Here is a 17,262-nt window from a genome sequence, read left to right as displayed (position 1 = left end):
GTTATTCCTCCTCTTCAGCGTACATCGCTTCAAGCTCTTCTTCAGTTAAAATGCGTTTAATTTTCGAATCAAATAGCACGCCGTCTAAATGATCGATTTCATGTAAAATTGCTCGTGCATCAAAGCCTCCCGCTTCCAACTCGTATACACGTCCTTCACGGTCACATGCTTCAATTTTCACGTAGTCAGGTCGTTCAACCTCACCGTACAATCCCGGGAAGCTTAAGCATCCTTCAATATCAACTTCAGCGCCATCCGTTTCAATGACAGTCGGATTAATCATTTCTAAAATATCTCGTTCCTCGCCAAGCTCGACAATGGCAACACGTAATCCTACATTTATTTGTGGTGCAGCAATACCAACACCATCGTATTCAACCATTGTGTCATATAAATCATCTAGTAATGTAATAATCTCTTCATTAATTTCTTTTACTTCCGCGCACGGCGTTGATAATACCTTTGCTGGATGTTCAACAACTTTTTTAATTGCCATGTTATGTTCCTCATTTCTATATTTAAGGCGTATTGCCTTGTCTAATTGTAACGTTACATCATAATCTAGCTAATTCATATCAATTATGCCTTAGCACCATAACGTGAGGTTGATTTCCGTTCCGATTGGGCGCTTTCCTGGGGGCGTCCGATGAGCCGCTTCACTCGCGTTGCTCGCTCCAGGGTCTCATCTGTGACACTGATCCCCAAGGAGTCGCCCAACCTCCACTCCAATCAACTTATATACATTGCATATGTTTTTAGCAAAATGTCATCCCAAACTTCCGATGATGGATCAATTTATTAGAAATCACTTGTATAGCACATCACCAAAGTGTGAGGTTGATTTCCGTTTATGCCGAGGCATAATTGATTCAAGTTTATTGATTAACCAATTATATCTTCTCAAATTAATTAGTGTGTGACTGATTAAAATATCAGATACATTAATTAGAAAACATTGTTTTGAGCAATTAAAGATTTTTGTTGATATTTTGCTTATGAGTGCCCATTTTTAGCAGATTGTAGTGTAGGGCTACTTGACTCCCGCGGGAAAGCGAGACAGACGAGACCCTGCACGAAGCGAAGGAAGCGGGTCGGCGCTCGCCCGCAGGAAGCTTTGCTCTGTGCGAAAGCGAAGCGTCAGCAACAAATGTTTTATGTAGCGAAAGCAAAACGGCAGCTACAAAGCGAGTGGCCCGTAACGGAAATCGACTTCTCCCCAAGGAGTCGCCCAGTCTCTACTCCAATCAACTAATCCACATGACATCAGTTTTAACAAAATGTCATTCCAAACTTTGACTGATGGAGCATTTTATATAGTTGACGGGTCTAAATCTACCGTCATTAATATACCCTGTTTAATCCATTCCGCTCGATACATCGCTAAAAGGCGCTGTAATACAGGAATGAGATTTGGTTCAATTTTATATTTTATCAAACATTGATAACGATATCTATTTTGGAGACGACTAATGCTTGCAGTTGTCGGTCCAATAATGGCTACCCGGTTTGATAAGTTTTCCCTTAGCCAATCCGCTGCACGTCCAGCATACTCTGCTGCCAGCATGACATCCTCATGAGATATTTGAACAAGTGCTACATAATAATACGGTGGATAGCTAGAACGGCGACGTAAAAACATTTCACGTTCGTAAAATGGCTCATAATCTTGTATTTTGGCCAATTCAATTGCATAATGTTCAGGTGTATACGATTGAACAATAACCTCACCATGCTTTTCATGACGTCCAGCTCTACCACTAACCTGCGTTAATAATTGGAATGTACGCTCCGCTGCACGGTAGTCGGGTAAATGCAGAGATGTATCTGCACTAAGTACACCAACAAGCGTAATATTAGGGAAATCAAGACCTTTAGCAATCATTTGCGTCCCGAGCAAAATATCTGCCTGTCCTTCTCCAAATGACTGCAAAATTTCTTCATGTGCACCTTTTTGTTTCGTTGTATCCACATCCATTCGGAGAACCCTTGCCTCAGGAAATAGCTTATAAATTTCTTCCTCGACTTTTTGTGTTCCCGTACCAAAATAACGAATATGCTCACTCTGGCATTGGGGACATATTTGAGGAACACGCTCCTCATAACCGCAATAATGACATTTTAATTTCTCGGTTGTTCGATGATACGTTAACGAGATGTCACAGTTCGGACATTGTACAACCGTTCCACAATCACGGCAAAGCACAAAAGAAGAATAGCCACGACGATTTAAAAATAGCACCATCTGTTCTTTTTTCTCAAGCCGTACACGTATTGCATCAATAAGCTGCTCCGAAAACATAGAACGATTCCCTTTTTGAAGTTCTTCACGCATATCAGCAATATAAACAGTTGGTAACGCTTGATGCAAAGCACGTTGCTTTAAGGATAGCAAACTATATACACCTTTCTTTGCTCTCGCAAATGATTCAAGTGCAGGCGTTGCACTACCTAATATAACAGGACATTTGTAAAATTTACTTCGCCAAATCGCTACATCTCTAGCATGATAACGAGGTGAATCTTCTTGCTTGTAGGTTGATTCATGCTCTTCATCTAAAATAATGAGGCCTAAATTTGTAAAAGGTGCGAAAATGGCTGAACGAGCTCCAACAACAACGCTTACTTTTCCTTGCTGAATTTTTCGCCATTCATCATACTTTTCACCGACAGATAATCCACTATGCATCACAGCCACCATCTCACCAAAACGACTACGAAAACGCTCTGTCATTTGTGGTGTTAATGATATTTCAGGTACTAACATAATAGCTTCCTTACCTTCATCTAACACCTTTTGTATCGCTTGCAAATATATTTCAGTTTTACCGCTTCCCGTGACACCGTGTAGTAAAAAAGTTTGCGCCGTTTGTTCTTCCATCGATCTAGTAATAGCCTTAAGTGCAATGTGCTGCTCATTCGTCAACTGTAAAGATTGAGTACGGGAAACCTCCTTCGTAAAGGGGTCACGATATACCTCTTCTTGTATAAAATGGGCGGCCCCTTTGTCAATAACTGACTGTAAGACCGCGGAAGATGCACCTGTTTCCTCATAGATTTTCTGTGGCAAAAGGACCTCTCCAAGATGTCTGCTCATCCATTCAATCAGTTGGCGTTGTTTAGCTGCTCTCGCTGCACCTTCCATTGCTTTGTCTATATCTTGCTGATAATCGGATATTTTGACCATCCGTATTTCTTTCACATTGCCTTGCTGCTTCACAATATTTTCAATTTTTACAATTTTATTAGTCATAAGCTGTTTTAATAAAGGAAGTAATTCTACACGCTCGAATTCTTTGAAATTAGCCTGTTGTCGCTTACCAAAAACAGCTTGAGCCTCATCTGGCAAAGCATCTTTCTCCTCTAATAGCGTTATGATTTTTTCATACTTCGCACGAAGCGCTGAAGGGAGCATGACCTGTAAGGCATCAATTTCATAACAAATCGTTTCGTTTTTCAACCATTTCGCCATTAACAACATTTCTTCGGTCAATACCGGCTCTATATCTAAAATTTGCGCAATAGACTTTAATTTATTAGATGGTACATCTGTTTCATTTTTTAATCCGACCACAAAGCCTAGAACATTTCTTGGCCCAAACGGTACTTTTACACGACAACCCAGTTCGATAATATGTGCCCATTCTGTAGGCACTTCATAGTCAAATGGACGATCTACATGGTATGTCGAAACATCCACTATAACCTCTGCAATAAACAAACTCATCGCTTCTCACCCTGTAGTATATATGTCCAAAATGCTTGTGCAAACTGCGTGGCATTTGTCGTATCCCACAGTTGACCATTTACTTCTGCCGTGTCACTAAAATCAATCCACGTGTCAGACATAATTGTTAACATTGGCTCACCAATAACCTTTTGCCCAAAAGTTATTGCGGTCATGCCTTTTACGGATAGCATCGGCGCCCCTTCAATTGTAGGCGTATTTGCTGCATGGATAAAAAATGCAGATGGATATTGCTTTTTATAATCCTCAAGCTGCTCAAAAAGCTTATGCATGCTTCTTCCGTTCTCATCTATGAGGATTACATTTGCCCCAAGTGTTTTTGCCTCTTTTGCTATTGCCTGACCAATTCTACTATTTGACTGTGTACTAATTATATGGTGCTCGTCCATCGGAACATAAAACGCCCCAGCTGTAACTACAACCGTTTTACCAGCTAACGGCTTATGCTTCTCTGAAAAAAACTCTTGCACAATCGCCGTTATTTTTTCTGGCTCCTCTAAACGACCTTTACCAACATAGCCGCATGCTAAAAATCCTTCCGAAGGCTCAATAAATTGATAGCCATCAGATTGTAACTGCGCCAAATTTCGTTTTACCGCTGGATGGTCATACATATGTACATTCATCGCTGGTGCAAGCCATACAGGGGCAGTTGTTGCAAGCAAGGTCGTCGTTACCATATCGTCTGCAATTCCATTCGCTAGTTTCCCTATGACATTTGCAGTAGCTGGTGCAACTAAAATTAAATCTGCCCAATCCGCCAAATCAATATGGGCAATCACACTCGAATCCTTTTCATCAAAAGTATCGAAAAAAACATCATTTTTGGACATAACTTGAAAACTCAGCGGATTCACAAATTGTCTTGCTGATGCTGTCATGATAACCTTTACAGTTGCTCCTGCCTGAGATAGCTTACTAACTAAAGCGACAGCCTTATAAACTGCTATACCACCTGAAACACAAAGTAAAATATTTTTATTCATGCACAATCGTCCTTTCAAATGATAAGCTCCCAAAGGAACATTCCCCGGGAGCTCTCGACATTCTGTATAATCAAAAATCCACTGCAGACGCATAATTGCGTCCGGAATCGGCTTTGTGCTTAGGCCTGCACATGCAGGTCAGTTAGCCGTTATCGCACGGATGCGATGATTTTAGGCTAGCATCCTTTATGAACTCATTTCCGATTCTGGGACACCCGCCGGAGGCTTTAGGCCAACACGATGTTGGTCACTCAGTCGTTGCCACAAGACGTGGCGTTCCTAGACTGAGTTCCTCTATTTCAGCTTGTGTTTGGACATCCGCTGAAAAGTAGCTTAAATCGGCATTCATCTCACCTATAGAGGTGGGAGACTTCTGTAGCTGACGCTTCGCTTTCGTTACAGGATATAAATGCTGAAAGAAGTTAACATTAATTTAGCAATTTGGCAAAAGCTCTCTTATCAATGTTAGATTTCGTCTTCGTACACAGTTGACTCATCCTGTGATACTTTCGTAAGTACACCTGCTGCTACTTCTTCAAGTGCTTTCCCTACGTACTTATGGGAAACGTATTTGTGTAAACGTTCAGTGTCTTGTTCCTCTTGCATTTGACGAGCACGTTTAGATGCTAGACTTACTAAAGAGTATTTTGAATCGATTTCTTTTTTTAATGTATCTACTGATGGGTATAACATAGGTTTATTCTCCTCTCAACATTGACAAATATCTTTTTTCAACACGTTCTCTACGACAATGCTCTGCTTTAATAATCGCATTTATACGATCACAAGCATTTGTCACTTCATCATTTTCAACTACATAATCATAAAGGCTCATCATTTCGAGCTCTTCACTTGCAGTTGCAATACGCTTCGCAATAACGTCTGCTGTTTCTGTCCCTCGACCAACTAAACGGTCTTTTAATTCCGTTAAGCTTGGTGGGGCTAAGAAAATAAATAATGCATCTGGTGCCTTTTTGCGGATTTGTGCAGCACCTTGCACTTCGATTTCTAAAAACACATCGCGTCCTGCATCAAGTGTTTCATTTACGTAGGCTAACGGTGTTCCGTAATAATTCCCTACAAATTCAGCATGCTCCAATAAGCCACCCTGTTCAATCAACGCTTCAAATTCTTCACGTGTCTTGAAAAAATAGTCTACACCATCTACTTCACCTTCGCGAGGATTTCGTGTTGTCATCGAGATGGAATACTCATAATTCGTATTCGGCTGAGAAAATAATTCTTTGCGCACTGTCCCTTTACCTACACCAGATGGGCCAGACAGAACAATTAATAATCCACGTTCTTTTATCATTTATTCTCTATATCTCCCTTAATTTATAACAGATACAGGCAAGCTATTCGATATTTTGAACTTGCTCACGCATCTTTTCTAAAATTGTTTTCGCCTGAACTACTGCAACGGCCGCCTCTGTTGATTGATTTTTGGAACCAATCGTATTGATCTCGCGGTGTATTTCCTGCATTAAAAAGTCTAATTTACGACCAACTGAAATCATTTCTTGTAATGTTTCTTCCAGCTGATTAAAGTGACTATCTAATCGGTCCAATTCTTCAGTGATGTCCACACGTTCTGCGAATATCGCTACTTCGGCAAGTAGGCGATCTTCTAACAACACTCCATCCGCCACTTGAGAAATTCGTTCCGATAATCGTGTACGATATTTTTCTACAGCAAGAGATGCACATGAACGAATCTGGTTCACTTGTTCCATTAACTGTGCTTTATATTGTACAACAACATCATGTAATTCTTGCCCTTCACGCTCACGCATTTGAATAAGCTGTTCAAGTGCTTGTGAAATAGCCTTTTCAACAGCAAAGAGTAAATCCTCAGGTGTAAGCTGTGGCTTATCCTGTACAAGCGCTTGTTCAAGCGATAATAGCTCTTGCATTGTCCATTTTTCTTCTAGTGGTACTTTACTTGCTAATTGCTCTTTTGCCTTACGATACGCTTCAATTAATGACCAATTAATTTCAATAGATTGCTCGACGTTCTCTAAATCCTTAACATAAACCATCACATCAATCTTACCACGTGACAAAGCTTGCGAAATTAATTTCTTTGCAAAAATTTCTGCTTCAAGCCATTCTTTCGGGAATTTTGCATTGATTTCTAAAAATCGATGGTTGACCGAGCGCATTTCTACGGTTAATTGAAAGTCTGTTGTTATTGTGACACCTCTGCCAAAACCAGTCATACTACGCACCAAGGTTCGTCACACCTTTCTTTGCATACTGGGATTATTATAACATAAGCTCTGTCATTTATGATGTCTCTCCGTAAAAAATTAGATCAATTTCGCCTTAGCAAAATTGTAGCTGTCGCTTCGCTTTCGCTACAGAAAACATTTGTTGCTGTGCTAGGTCGTTGGACAACCAATAAATGAAAATAGAACAAAAGCTAATTCTACCACATTCGAAGCTATATTTTAATATTCACCTAAAAAATGCTATGATAAACATAAGAAAAAACTCATTAACAAAAGAAGGGATGACCTTTGTATTAAAATTTATGCCATGTCTAGAAGTTGATTGGCGTGGAGACTGGGCGACTCCTTGGGAATCAGCAATAGAGGAACGAAGGCTAAAACCATCACTCTCTATGACATCTGTTAGCTCGAGACCCTGGAGCGAGCAGCGCGAGTGAAGCGACTCATCGGACTCCCCCAGGAAAGCGCAGCAATCAACCACACGTTATGCCGATGAGTCATAAATAAAATGCATTTGTGCTCCAGCAGAGTGATGAGAATGCACCATAAAAAAATAATAAATACGAAAGTACCAAGATGCTTATATCTTTGGAAAGAGGAATTCATATGGCATTTGATGGCTTATTTACTTATTCAATGACAGCCGACCTCCAACAATTAGTAACAGGTCGGATCACTAAAATACATCAACCAAACGCTCAGGAAGTTGTTCTACATATCCGTGCGAACGGCAGTAATCATAAATTACTTTATTCGATTCATCCTTCTTACGCACGTGTTCACCTTACTGAGCAATCTATAGAAAATCCAGCAGAGCCCCCTATGTTTTGCATGCTGTTGAGAAAGCATTTAGAGGGTGGTTTTATTTCTTCTATTAAACAGCACGATTTTGATCGAATTATAATAGTAGAAATTGAAAGTAAAAATGAAATAGGCGACCCTATTGTACGGGAGTTACATGCTGAAATTATGGGCCGTCACAGTAACCTGTTATTAATAGATAAAGAACAGGGAAAAATAGTCGACAGCTTAAAGCATTTGCCACCTTCCGTGAATAGTTTCCGTACAGTTTTACCTGGTCAGCCTTATATCGCACCGCCCGCACAGAATAAGTGGCACCCTCTAGCAGTAACCGACGAACAGCTTACACTGTTTTTCTCTGAACCAAAAACAGCTAAGGAAGTAGTTTCGCAATTTATTGGTTTCTCGCCTATACATGCTGAGGAATTATTATTCCGATTAACAGACACAGATGACCGTGTAAATTGCTTTAAAAACTTTATAGCTTCCTTTAATAATGGCAGATCAAAGCCGATGTATGTAAACGCAAATAATAAAACGTACTTCTCACCAATCGCGCTAACACATTTACAAGGAGATGTAACGATTTATCCAAATGTCCATGAGCTACTTGACCGTGTATTCTTTGCTCGAGCTGAGCGTGATCGTGTCAAACAGCAAGCTGGTGATTTGGAGCGATGGCTACAAAATGAAATTGACAAACTTATCTTAAAAACTAAAAAGTTGAATAAAGACTACGAACGCGCATCTAAGTTAGATCAGTTCCAACTATATGGAGAATTACTGATGGCAAATATTTACGCGTTTGAAAAAGGTGAAAAGGAAGTAACTGTCACTAACTATTATAGTGACACTGGAGATGAAGAAATCACCATTCCAGTGAGTGAACGTAAAACACCTGTTGAAAATGCTCAAAGCTATTACACAAAATACACAAAAGCAAAAAATGCCCTTATTATGGTTCAAGAACAGTTAGAAAAAACGAAAGAAGAAATTGCCTATTTCGAAATGCTTGCTCAGCAAGTACAACAAGCTGCTCCTGGAGATATTGAAGAAATTCGCGAAGAATTAGCAGAACAAGGTTATTTGAAATTACGTCATGCACGAAAAAAGAAAAAACAAGCGAAGCCTGAGCCTGAACGTTACGTCTCTTCAACAGGTGTAGCGATTTCTGTTGGAAAAAATAACAAACAAAATGACATGCTTACATTTAAAATTGCTAAACGCACAGATATTTGGTTGCATACGAAGGATATTCCAGGCTCACATGTTGTCATCCATACAAGTGAACCTGATGAAACGACATTACGAGAAGCTGCAACACTTGCTGCCTATTTTTCAAAAGCAAGAGACTCTTCCTCTGTTCCAGTAGATTACACAGAAATGCGTCAGGTAAAAAAGCCAAATGGCGCTAAACCTGGGTTTGTTATTTACTTTGAACAAAAGACTGTTTACATCGATCCAGATGAAGCTGTCATTTTACAACTAAAAAAACAGTCCTAAAGATTGAGACTGGGACATAACTGGTTAAAACCTAAAAAGCGCGAGAAATCCATTTTAGAAATGTAGATTTCTCACGCTTTACTAATGTTATTTTTTATTGTGCCTTCCTAGCCTCTCAAACTGTAGACAAACTCTTGAATTATTAGATTTAATCGTAATTCAGTATGTTGGGGAGAGCGTCGATACTTTTCATCTCCGTGGTGAGCTTATCATGGAGATGAAAAGTATCATTCTTTTTTATGGCAGACCACGTATTCTGTACTATACAGCTATCATTCCTACCTCGGCATAATTGATTCATTTAAGCAGAGCATTTCTTTAATCGAAATGCACTACATTCCTAATATCGAAAGCGTGCGTGCAACAGAGCTACCATAGTTAAGGAGACTACCATCATATACGGGCAAATAATCCTTCACACGCCTAAGAAAACGTTCGCCTTTAACTACCGTTAATCGCAACTTTACTGTTTATTTTTAGGAAGACCACCATTAAGTTATTTATATATGGTAAAATAGACCACGCAAAGATGCGCAGTAATTTTCTGCTCATTAAGTTCTACCTACATGTATAGTAACTTTATGTAGGAGCTTTCCTCCTAAGCAAGACAATTGAATTTCTCCATAAAACAACATCAAAAAATAAACATGTTTTTCCATTTATTGCATGTAAAATCCTACATTTATATAATTAATTCTATGCATTGTTTTTATACAGCATTGTATATTCAAGTAATGTGTAAATTATTTCAAAAAAACATATTTTACTAAATACCCGATATTTATTCTTTAAGAGAGGCACATTTTACTCTAATTTTTCTTTCTTTTCTTTTATACTGGTTAATCTTAGATAAATACAAAACAAGTTTCTTATATATTATTAATAGCTAAAAATATTCATTCTTCGAGAATATAAATTACAGAAAATACATTTCTAGGAATCGAAATTACTCTTTTTTACAATGATTTTCTACAAATCTACACAAATATCTTAAATATTCCACACATGACTTTAGACTTATTTTTTAAATAACAATAGTGTTATCTGAAGAATAAGAATTTTCAACATAGCAAGTTACTTTTTTATTTTTATTACTTTTTTGATGTATTGAATAAAAAAATATCATTTTTTTATTACGAAAGCGCTTTCCTGATTTAAAGTAATGAATCAGAAAAAGTTATTATCTTCAAAAATGTCAGATAATACTATATAAATTTGAATATTTTTTATTTTGTACACAATGATTTTTTTGGTATATTAAATAAGAGCTTCATAGAAGGCTTAAAATTGTATAAGGGGGATTTACATGAATAAAAACAAAAAGTTTTTATTATTAACTGTCCTTGCAGTATTCTCATTAGTACTGGCTGCATGTGGCTTTGGTGGTGATAAGTCTGATAATTCTTCATCTTCAGACGGCAGTAAAGATTCTGGTTCAAAATCTAAAGAGCTTAACTTAGCAATTCCTTCAGAACCACCATCTTTAAACCCAGGACTTGCAGAGGATACTACATCTAGTGCAATCTTAATTAATGTTTTTGAGGGTCTAACTGTGTCAGACGCTGAAGGTAAGCCTACTCCAGGTATGGCTGAAAAGTGGGAAATCAGTCCTGATAAAAAGACTTACACTTTCCATTTACGTGATGCAAAATGGTCAAATGGTGATACAGTTGTAGCTGGCGACTTTGAATATGCTTGGAAATGGGCATTAAATCCAGATAACCTTTCTGCGTATTCTTCTATTTTCTACCCAATTAAAGGGGCTCAAGCTTACCACCAAAATGGCGGTTCTGCTGATGACGTTGGTATCAAAGCTGAAGATGACAAAACTTTAGTCGTAACTCTAGAAAACCCAACTCCGTATTTCCTAGAATTAACCGGATTCAAAACTTATTTACCAGTTAACAAAAAAGTGACTGAAGCTAATAAACAATGGTACGCAGACGCAGGTGAAAATTACGTAACAAATGGTCCTTATAAATTAAGCGATTGGAAACATGACGCTTCTATCGTTCTTACAAAATTTGAAGATTATTGGGATGCTTCAAATGTTGATGTTGATACTGTAAATATTGCTATGATTGAAAAAGAACCAACTGTTGCTACTAACTTTAAATCTGGCTCGCTTGACTATATTGGTGCACCATTCCAAACAGTAGATCTTAATGCAATTGATGGCTTCAAAAAAGATGGTTCTTTAAGAATCAAGGACCAAGCAAGTATTTATTGGTATAAATTCAATACAAAAGACAAAATTATGAACAATGCAAATATCCGTAAAGCTCTTGCTCTAGCAATCGATCGTCAAAAATTAATTGACAACGTAACTAAAGGTGAACAAAAACCGGCTACAGGTATGATTCCGGTAGCAGTTCCTAACTTTACAAAAGACCGTGGTTACTTCAAAGATAATGATGTTGATGCAGCAAAAGCTGCTCTTGAAGCAGGGATGAAAGAACTTGGTATTAAAGACGCTAAAGATATTAAAGTGAATATTTCATTCAACACTTCTGAAGCGCATGCAGCAATCGCTCAATATATTCAAGAAGAATGGAGCAAAAAACTTGGTATTTCATCTCAGTTAGATAACTCAGAATGGCAAGTTTATATTGACAAATTAAAAACTGGTGACTATCAAATTGGTCGTATGGGCTGGGTAGCTGATTATCTTGATCCATATACATTCCTTGAACAGTTCGATACAGCTAAAAATGGTAACAATCAAACAAGCTGGGAAAATGCTGAGTACAAAAAATTATTGGACAAAGCAGTTGCTGAGGTAGACGAAGCTAAACGTCTTGATTATTTAAAACAAGCCGAAGCTATTATTATGACAGAATTCCCAGTTGCACCTATTTACTACTACACTAACTTGTCAGTAGTTAAAAAAGGTATTGAAAACTTAGATCCAAATCCAACTGGTGATATTCACCTTAAATATGTAAAGATTAAATAATAATTTCTTTTAAGCTCTAAGCGGAGAGCTGCCTCGTAGCCACTGCGGCGCGAGTCAGCTCTTTTTAAAATACGAAGGCACTTATTTGTCAGAAAATTGACAAATAGAAGGAGGAGTTTTATGTGATTAAATATATTTTGAAAAGGCTGATGTATATACTTCTCGCGCTTTTCGTCATCGTAACGGCTACGTTTTTCCTATTGCGTCTTGCTCCTGGTAACCCATTTGCATCTGAACGTAATTTACCTCCTCAAATAGAGGCAAAGTTAAACGAAACGTATGGATTAAATAACCCTTGGTATATTCAGTACAAAGATTATTTAATCGATGCGGCCACTTTTAATTTCGGTGAATCTATGAAATATAAAGCGCGTTCTACAAATGATATGATTGCAGAAGGCTTCCCTGTATCATTAACTTTAGGAATTGAAGCGATGCTGCTAGCAATTGGATTTGGTGTATTAATCGGTGTAATTGCTGCGCTTTATCATAATAGGTGGCCAGATTATTTGGCAACGACCTTTGCGGTGCTCGGAATTTCCGTTCCATCTTTTATATTAGCTGGACTTATGCAGTATTTCCTTGCCTATAAACTTCAGTTATTCCCAATTAGTGGATGGAAAGGCTTTGCTTATAGTATATTGCCAGCCTTAGCTATTGCATTATCGCATATGGGCTTTATTGCTAAACTAGTACGTTCAAGTATGCTGGATCAAAATAATAGTGATTACGTAAAAATGGCTCGTGCAAAAGGTATAGGTAAATGGACAATCGTCTTCCGCCATACTTTACGAAACGCCCTCTTACCAGTCGTTACTTATTTAGGTCCATTAACAGCTGCTGTTGTTACAGGTAGCTTCATTGTAGAGTCAATTTTTGCGGTTCCTGGATTAGGTAAGCACTTTGTGCAAAGTATTACGAATCGTGATTATACTGTTATTATGGGGACAACCGTGTTCTACGCAATCATTCTTTTATTTGCGGTATTCATCGTAGATATTTTATATAGCGTGATCGATCCGCGAATTAGACTGAAAGGAGCGAAAAAGTAATGACACAGCAACAAATCGAAAAAGATAAATTTAAAATTGTTGGCGGAAATCATGAAGCAACCGAAAAATTAACTGATAAATCTGTCTCTTTTTGGAAGGAAGTATTTATCCGTTTTTCCCATAATAAAATGGCCATTTTTGGCTTAATTGCTTTAATAATTATTGTTTTAATGGCTACCTTTGTGCCGATGTTGTCACAATACCACTATAGCGATCAATTAGGTGCTTTTAATGCCCCACCATCATCAGAATTTTGGTTTGGTACAGATGATTTAGGTCGAGATATTTTCGTTCGCATATGGGCTGGCGCTCGTATTTCTTTATTCATCGGGTTTGCTGCGGCAATCATAGACTTGATCATTGGTGTATTATGGGGAAGTATTTCTGGTTTAGCAGGCGGTCGTGTTGACAATATTATGATGCGTATTGCCGATGTTTTAACAGCAGTACCTTACCTTTTAGTAGTAATCGTACTTTTAGTAGTATTAGAACAAGGTATTTTCCCAATGATTATTGCATTATCCATTACAGGTTGGATCAATATGGCCCGTATTGTACGTGGTGAAGTATTATCTATTAAAAATCAAGAGTATGTTTTAGCGGCTCGTACATTGGGCGCAAGAACAGGACATTTAATTATCAAACATTTAGTGCCAAATGCACTTGGTGCAATTTTAGTATCCATGACATTAACAGTGCCAACTGCTATTTTTACAGAGTCTTTCCTTAGTTATTTAGGACTTGGGGTTCCTGCCCCACAAGCCTCTTGGGGAACAATGGCTTCTGATGGAAATGGAGCGATTGCCAATGCACCGTGGCGTTTAATATTCCCTGCAGTATTCATTTCACTAACAATCTTTGCATTTAACGCAGTTGGTGACGGCTTACGTGATGCATTAGATCCAAAACTACGTAAATAAGGAGGTGGCCGAAAATGAGTAAAACAATTTTAGAAGTAAAAGATTTAAAAATAAACTTTAAAACGTATGCAGGGCTTGTTCATGCTGTTCGTGGTGTTAATTTTGACTTAAAAGAAGGTGAAACACTCGCAATCGTTGGTGAATCCGGTTCTGGTAAGAGTGTTACGAGTAACGCATTAATGAAACTAATTCCACAGCCACCTGGTATTTATGAGTCCGGACAAATTATGTTTAATGGCCGTGATTTAGTGTCTTTAAGCGATAAAGAAATGTCAAAAATACGCGGAAATGAAATTGCAATGATTTTCCAAGATCCAATGACAAGCTTAAATCCGACGATGAAGGTCGGACGTCAAATAACTGAAGTTATTTTACAACATAAAAAGGTATCAAAAGCTGATGCTAAAAAACGTGCAATCGAACTTTTAACACAGGTAGGTATCCCCTTCCCTGAAAAACGTTATAATCAATACCCGCATGAGTTTTCAGGCGGTATGCGTCAACGTGTTGTTATTGCTATCGCACTCGCAGCTGATCCTAAGCTTCTAATTGCCGATGAACCAACAACAGCTTTAGACGTTACTATTCAAGCGCAAATTTTAGAGCTAATGAAAGAAATTCAAAAAAATTCGAAAACATCGATCATTTTCATTACTCACGATTTAGGTGTCGTGGCAAACGTTGCTGACCGAGTTGCAGTTATGTATGCCGGACAAATCGTTGAATATGGTACTGTTAATGATATTTTCTATAACCCTAAGCATCCATATACATGGGGTCTACTTGGTTCAATGCCTGACTTAGATAACGATACGGATGAGCTATTACGCACGATCCCTGGTTCACCACCAGATCTTATTCACCCTCCAAAGGGCGATGCGTTTGCCGCTCGTAATGAATTTGCAATGGCTATTGACTATGAGCAAGAGCCACCGATGTTCCAAGTAAGTGAAACGCACTTTGCAAAAACTTGGTTGATGCATCCTGATGCACCAAAAATTCCGCTTCCAGATGAGGTTGCTAAACGTATTGAAGGATATTTAGCAAAGGAGGCACAATCAAATGACTAAATCGGGCGCAAAAAAAGTTCTTGAAATTAAAAATTTAAAGCAGCATTTCGGTTCAGCAAGTAACCCTATTAAAGCAGTTGACGGTATTAGCTTCGATGTCTACGAAGGTGAAACACTCGGTCTTGTAGGAGAATCAGGCTGTGGTAAATCAACAACTGGGCGTTCCATTATTCGCCTGTACGACATTACAGATGGGGAGATTATTTTCGATGGCGAGAACGTCCATGGGAAAAAAAACAAAAATGAATTAAAGAAATTTAATCGTCAAATGCAAATGATTTTCCAAGATCCATACGCTTCATTAAACCCGCGTATGACAGCTGGAGAAATCATTAGTGAAGGCTTTACAATTCACGGTCTTTACAAAGATAAAAAAGAGCGCCGTGAAAAAGTAAATCAACTGTTAGAGGCTGTTGGCTTAAACAAAGAGCACGCAAACCGTTATGCTCACGAATTCTCTGGCGGCCAACGTCAACGTATCGGGATCGCCCGTGCGCTAAGCTTAGATCCTAAGTTTATTATCGCCGATGAACCTATTTCTGCACTTGACGTTTCGATTCAAGCGCAAGTTGTAAACTTATTAAAACAACTGCAAAAAGAACGTGGCTTAACATATCTTTTCATTGCCCATGACTTATCAATGGTTAAATATATCAGTGACCGTATCGCTGTTATGTACCGTGGTAAAATCATGGAAATCGGTAAAGCAGATGATATATACAATCACCCTGTTCATCCGTATACAAAATCTTTATTATCTGCGATCCCACTTCCTGACCCAATGTCAGAAAAACGCCGTCAACGTATTCCGTACAAGCATACTGAGGTTGACGATAGCGCAACATACCACGAAGTTGGCGATCAGCATTACGTTTATGGTACTGCAGACCTTATGAAAACTTGGATTGCTAATCGATAAAAACTTATAAATCCATCCATTATTTATTACTGGATGGATTTTCATCTTTTTTTATTCGCGGATTCATGTAAATAAAAATTTAACACCTTTAAAAGTGAGAATTTATTACTTTTAAAGGTGCTTTATTTTCTGCTAATACAAATCAAGCTTGTCTATTACCTTCTTGATTTTGGATTCAAAGCATCTTTTAATCCTTCTCCAATAAAGTTGATAGACAAAATAACTAGCGTGATAGCCGTTGCAGGTGGTACCCACATCCAAAGCTTATCCTTTAGTACATCTGAGTTTCTAGCCTCAAATAGCATATTGCCCCAGCTAGGTGTATCAGCCGGAACCCCAAGGCCTAAAAAGCTTAAACTAGATTCTGCAACAATTGTTACCGCCATCAATAATGTTGCCTGTACAATAATCGTCGATGCAACGTTAGGCAATAAGTGCTTAATGATTATTTTTGATGGTTTACAGCCAATTGACTGGGCAGCTAATATATACTCATTTTCCTTTTCAGTTAAAACCCTACTTCGTACTATCCTTGCAACGCTTCCCCACATTAAAAGTGATATAACAATTATTAATGTCCATAGACCGGATATTTTTCCTGAAAGTATAGTATTTAAAACAATACAGAAAACTAAAAATGGAAACATTAATACGAAATCAGTAAATCGCATTAACATTTGATCTATTTTCCCTCCAAAATACCCTGAAATAGCGCCAACAGCTGTTCCAATCAATACAATAAAAATCATACAGCCTAATCCAACTGTTAAAGATGATCTACCAGCGTAGAGCATTCTAGTAAAAACATCTCGTCCATTCGTATCTGTTCCTAGCCAATGCTCGCTTGATGGAGGTAGACTAATTTTCATGAAATCAACACGTACAATATCTTTTGTTGTAATATAAGGAGCTAAAAACGATACAACGATAACGATTAGTAAAAAAATTAGACTAATCATCGCTAATTTATTTTTAACAAACTTTCGTCTCGCTATCACCCATGGCGAGGGGCTTTTTTTCGGTGCCTTTGGCGATAAAACTTCTTGATCAGTTACCAATGTCATATTTTCCCCTCC

Annotated in this window: 13 protein-coding genes; 6 read left to right on the top strand and 7 right to left on the bottom strand. The window is 38.1% G+C overall.

The window, feature by feature from the left end:
• Position 1 precedes the first annotated feature (1 nt).
• The 6 genes from def to ACIQZA_RS01010 all read right to left on the bottom strand — a co-directional run bounded on the left by def (position 2) and on the right by ACIQZA_RS01010 (position 6,965).
• On the bottom strand, positions 2 to 496 hold the full coding sequence (gene def, locus ACIQZA_RS01035; protein ID WP_049668389.1) for a peptide deformylase: 495 nt from the start codon (positions 494 to 496) through the stop codon (positions 2 to 4).
• Positions 497 to 1,309: 813 nt separating this feature from the next.
• Entirely contained in the window at positions 1,310 to 3,724 is a 2,415-nt protein-coding gene (gene priA / locus ACIQZA_RS01030; RefSeq protein ID WP_402880110.1) for a primosomal protein N', read from the bottom strand.
• Positions 3,721 to 4,731 carry a bifunctional phosphopantothenoylcysteine decarboxylase/phosphopantothenate--cysteine ligase CoaBC gene (gene coaBC / locus ACIQZA_RS01025; RefSeq protein WP_400934223.1) on the bottom strand — a complete coding sequence of 337 codons (1,011 nt, stop codon included), beginning with the start codon at positions 4,729 to 4,731 and terminating at the stop codon, positions 3,721 to 3,723. The genes priA and coaBC overlap by 4 nt, the downstream gene beginning before the upstream one ends.
• Positions 4,732 to 5,196: 465 nt before the next feature.
• Complete coding sequence (rpoZ, locus tag ACIQZA_RS01020; RefSeq protein WP_053483349.1) at positions 5,197 to 5,424, bottom strand: DNA-directed RNA polymerase subunit omega; 228 nt, start codon at positions 5,422 to 5,424, stop codon at positions 5,197 to 5,199.
• Positions 5,425 to 5,428: 4 nt separating this feature from the next.
• On the bottom strand, positions 5,429 to 6,046 hold the full coding sequence (gmk, locus tag ACIQZA_RS01015; RefSeq protein ID WP_132357484.1) for a guanylate kinase: 618 nt from the start codon (positions 6,044 to 6,046) through the stop codon (positions 5,429 to 5,431).
• 43 nt (positions 6,047 to 6,089) lie between these two features.
• On the bottom strand, positions 6,090 to 6,965 hold the full coding sequence (locus tag ACIQZA_RS01010) for a YicC/YloC family endoribonuclease (RefSeq protein WP_400934221.1): 876 nt from the start codon (positions 6,963 to 6,965) through the stop codon (positions 6,090 to 6,092).
• A gap of 606 nt (positions 6,966 to 7,571) precedes the next feature.
• Between ACIQZA_RS01010 and ACIQZA_RS01005 the strand changes: the two genes are divergently transcribed.
• From ACIQZA_RS01005 to ACIQZA_RS00980, 6 genes are all read left to right on the top strand, one after another.
• Complete coding sequence (locus ACIQZA_RS01005) at positions 7,572 to 9,269, top strand: Rqc2 family fibronectin-binding protein (RefSeq protein WP_400934220.1); 1,698 nt, start codon at positions 7,572 to 7,574, stop codon at positions 9,267 to 9,269.
• A 1,306-nt stretch (positions 9,270 to 10,575) separates the two neighbouring features.
• Positions 10,576 to 12,225: a peptide ABC transporter substrate-binding protein gene (locus tag ACIQZA_RS01000; protein WP_402880112.1), complete on the top strand. Its 1,650-nt coding sequence runs from the start codon at positions 10,576 to 10,578 to the stop codon at positions 12,223 to 12,225.
• Positions 12,226 to 12,347: 122 nt separating this feature from the next.
• A complete protein-coding gene (locus tag ACIQZA_RS00995; protein WP_132357488.1) occupies positions 12,348 to 13,277 on the top strand; it encodes an ABC transporter permease in 930 nt (309 codons plus the stop codon).
• Positions 13,277 to 14,197, top strand: a complete 921-nt coding sequence (locus ACIQZA_RS00990; protein ID WP_400934217.1) for an ABC transporter permease — start codon at positions 13,277 to 13,279, stop codon at positions 14,195 to 14,197. The genes ACIQZA_RS00995 and ACIQZA_RS00990 overlap by 1 nt, the downstream gene beginning before the upstream one ends.
• Positions 14,198 to 14,211: 14 nt before the next feature.
• Positions 14,212 to 15,267: an ABC transporter ATP-binding protein gene (locus ACIQZA_RS00985; RefSeq protein ID WP_400934215.1), complete on the top strand. Its 1,056-nt coding sequence runs from the start codon at positions 14,212 to 14,214 to the stop codon at positions 15,265 to 15,267.
• On the top strand, positions 15,260 to 16,186 hold the full coding sequence (locus tag ACIQZA_RS00980) for an ABC transporter ATP-binding protein (RefSeq protein ID WP_402880114.1): 927 nt from the start codon (positions 15,260 to 15,262) through the stop codon (positions 16,184 to 16,186). The genes ACIQZA_RS00985 and ACIQZA_RS00980 overlap by 8 nt, the downstream gene beginning before the upstream one ends.
• 155 nt (positions 16,187 to 16,341) lie before the next feature.
• Here ACIQZA_RS00980 and opp4C read toward each other — a convergent pair whose 3' ends face one another.
• Positions 16,342 to 17,250 (bottom strand): oligopeptide ABC transporter permease, encoded by a 909-nt coding sequence (opp4C, locus tag ACIQZA_RS00975; protein WP_402880116.1) that lies wholly within the window; start codon positions 17,248 to 17,250, stop codon positions 16,342 to 16,344.
• Positions 17,251 to 17,262 lie beyond the last annotated feature (12 nt).

The organism is Lysinibacillus sp. NPDC096382, from assembly GCF_044762845.1.
In the GTDB taxonomy this organism is placed as follows: Bacteria; Bacillota; Bacilli; order Bacillales_A; family Planococcaceae; genus Lysinibacillus.
The sequence above is the reverse complement of the archived record's forward strand: the minus strand, read 5'-3'. Positions and strand labels throughout refer to the sequence as shown.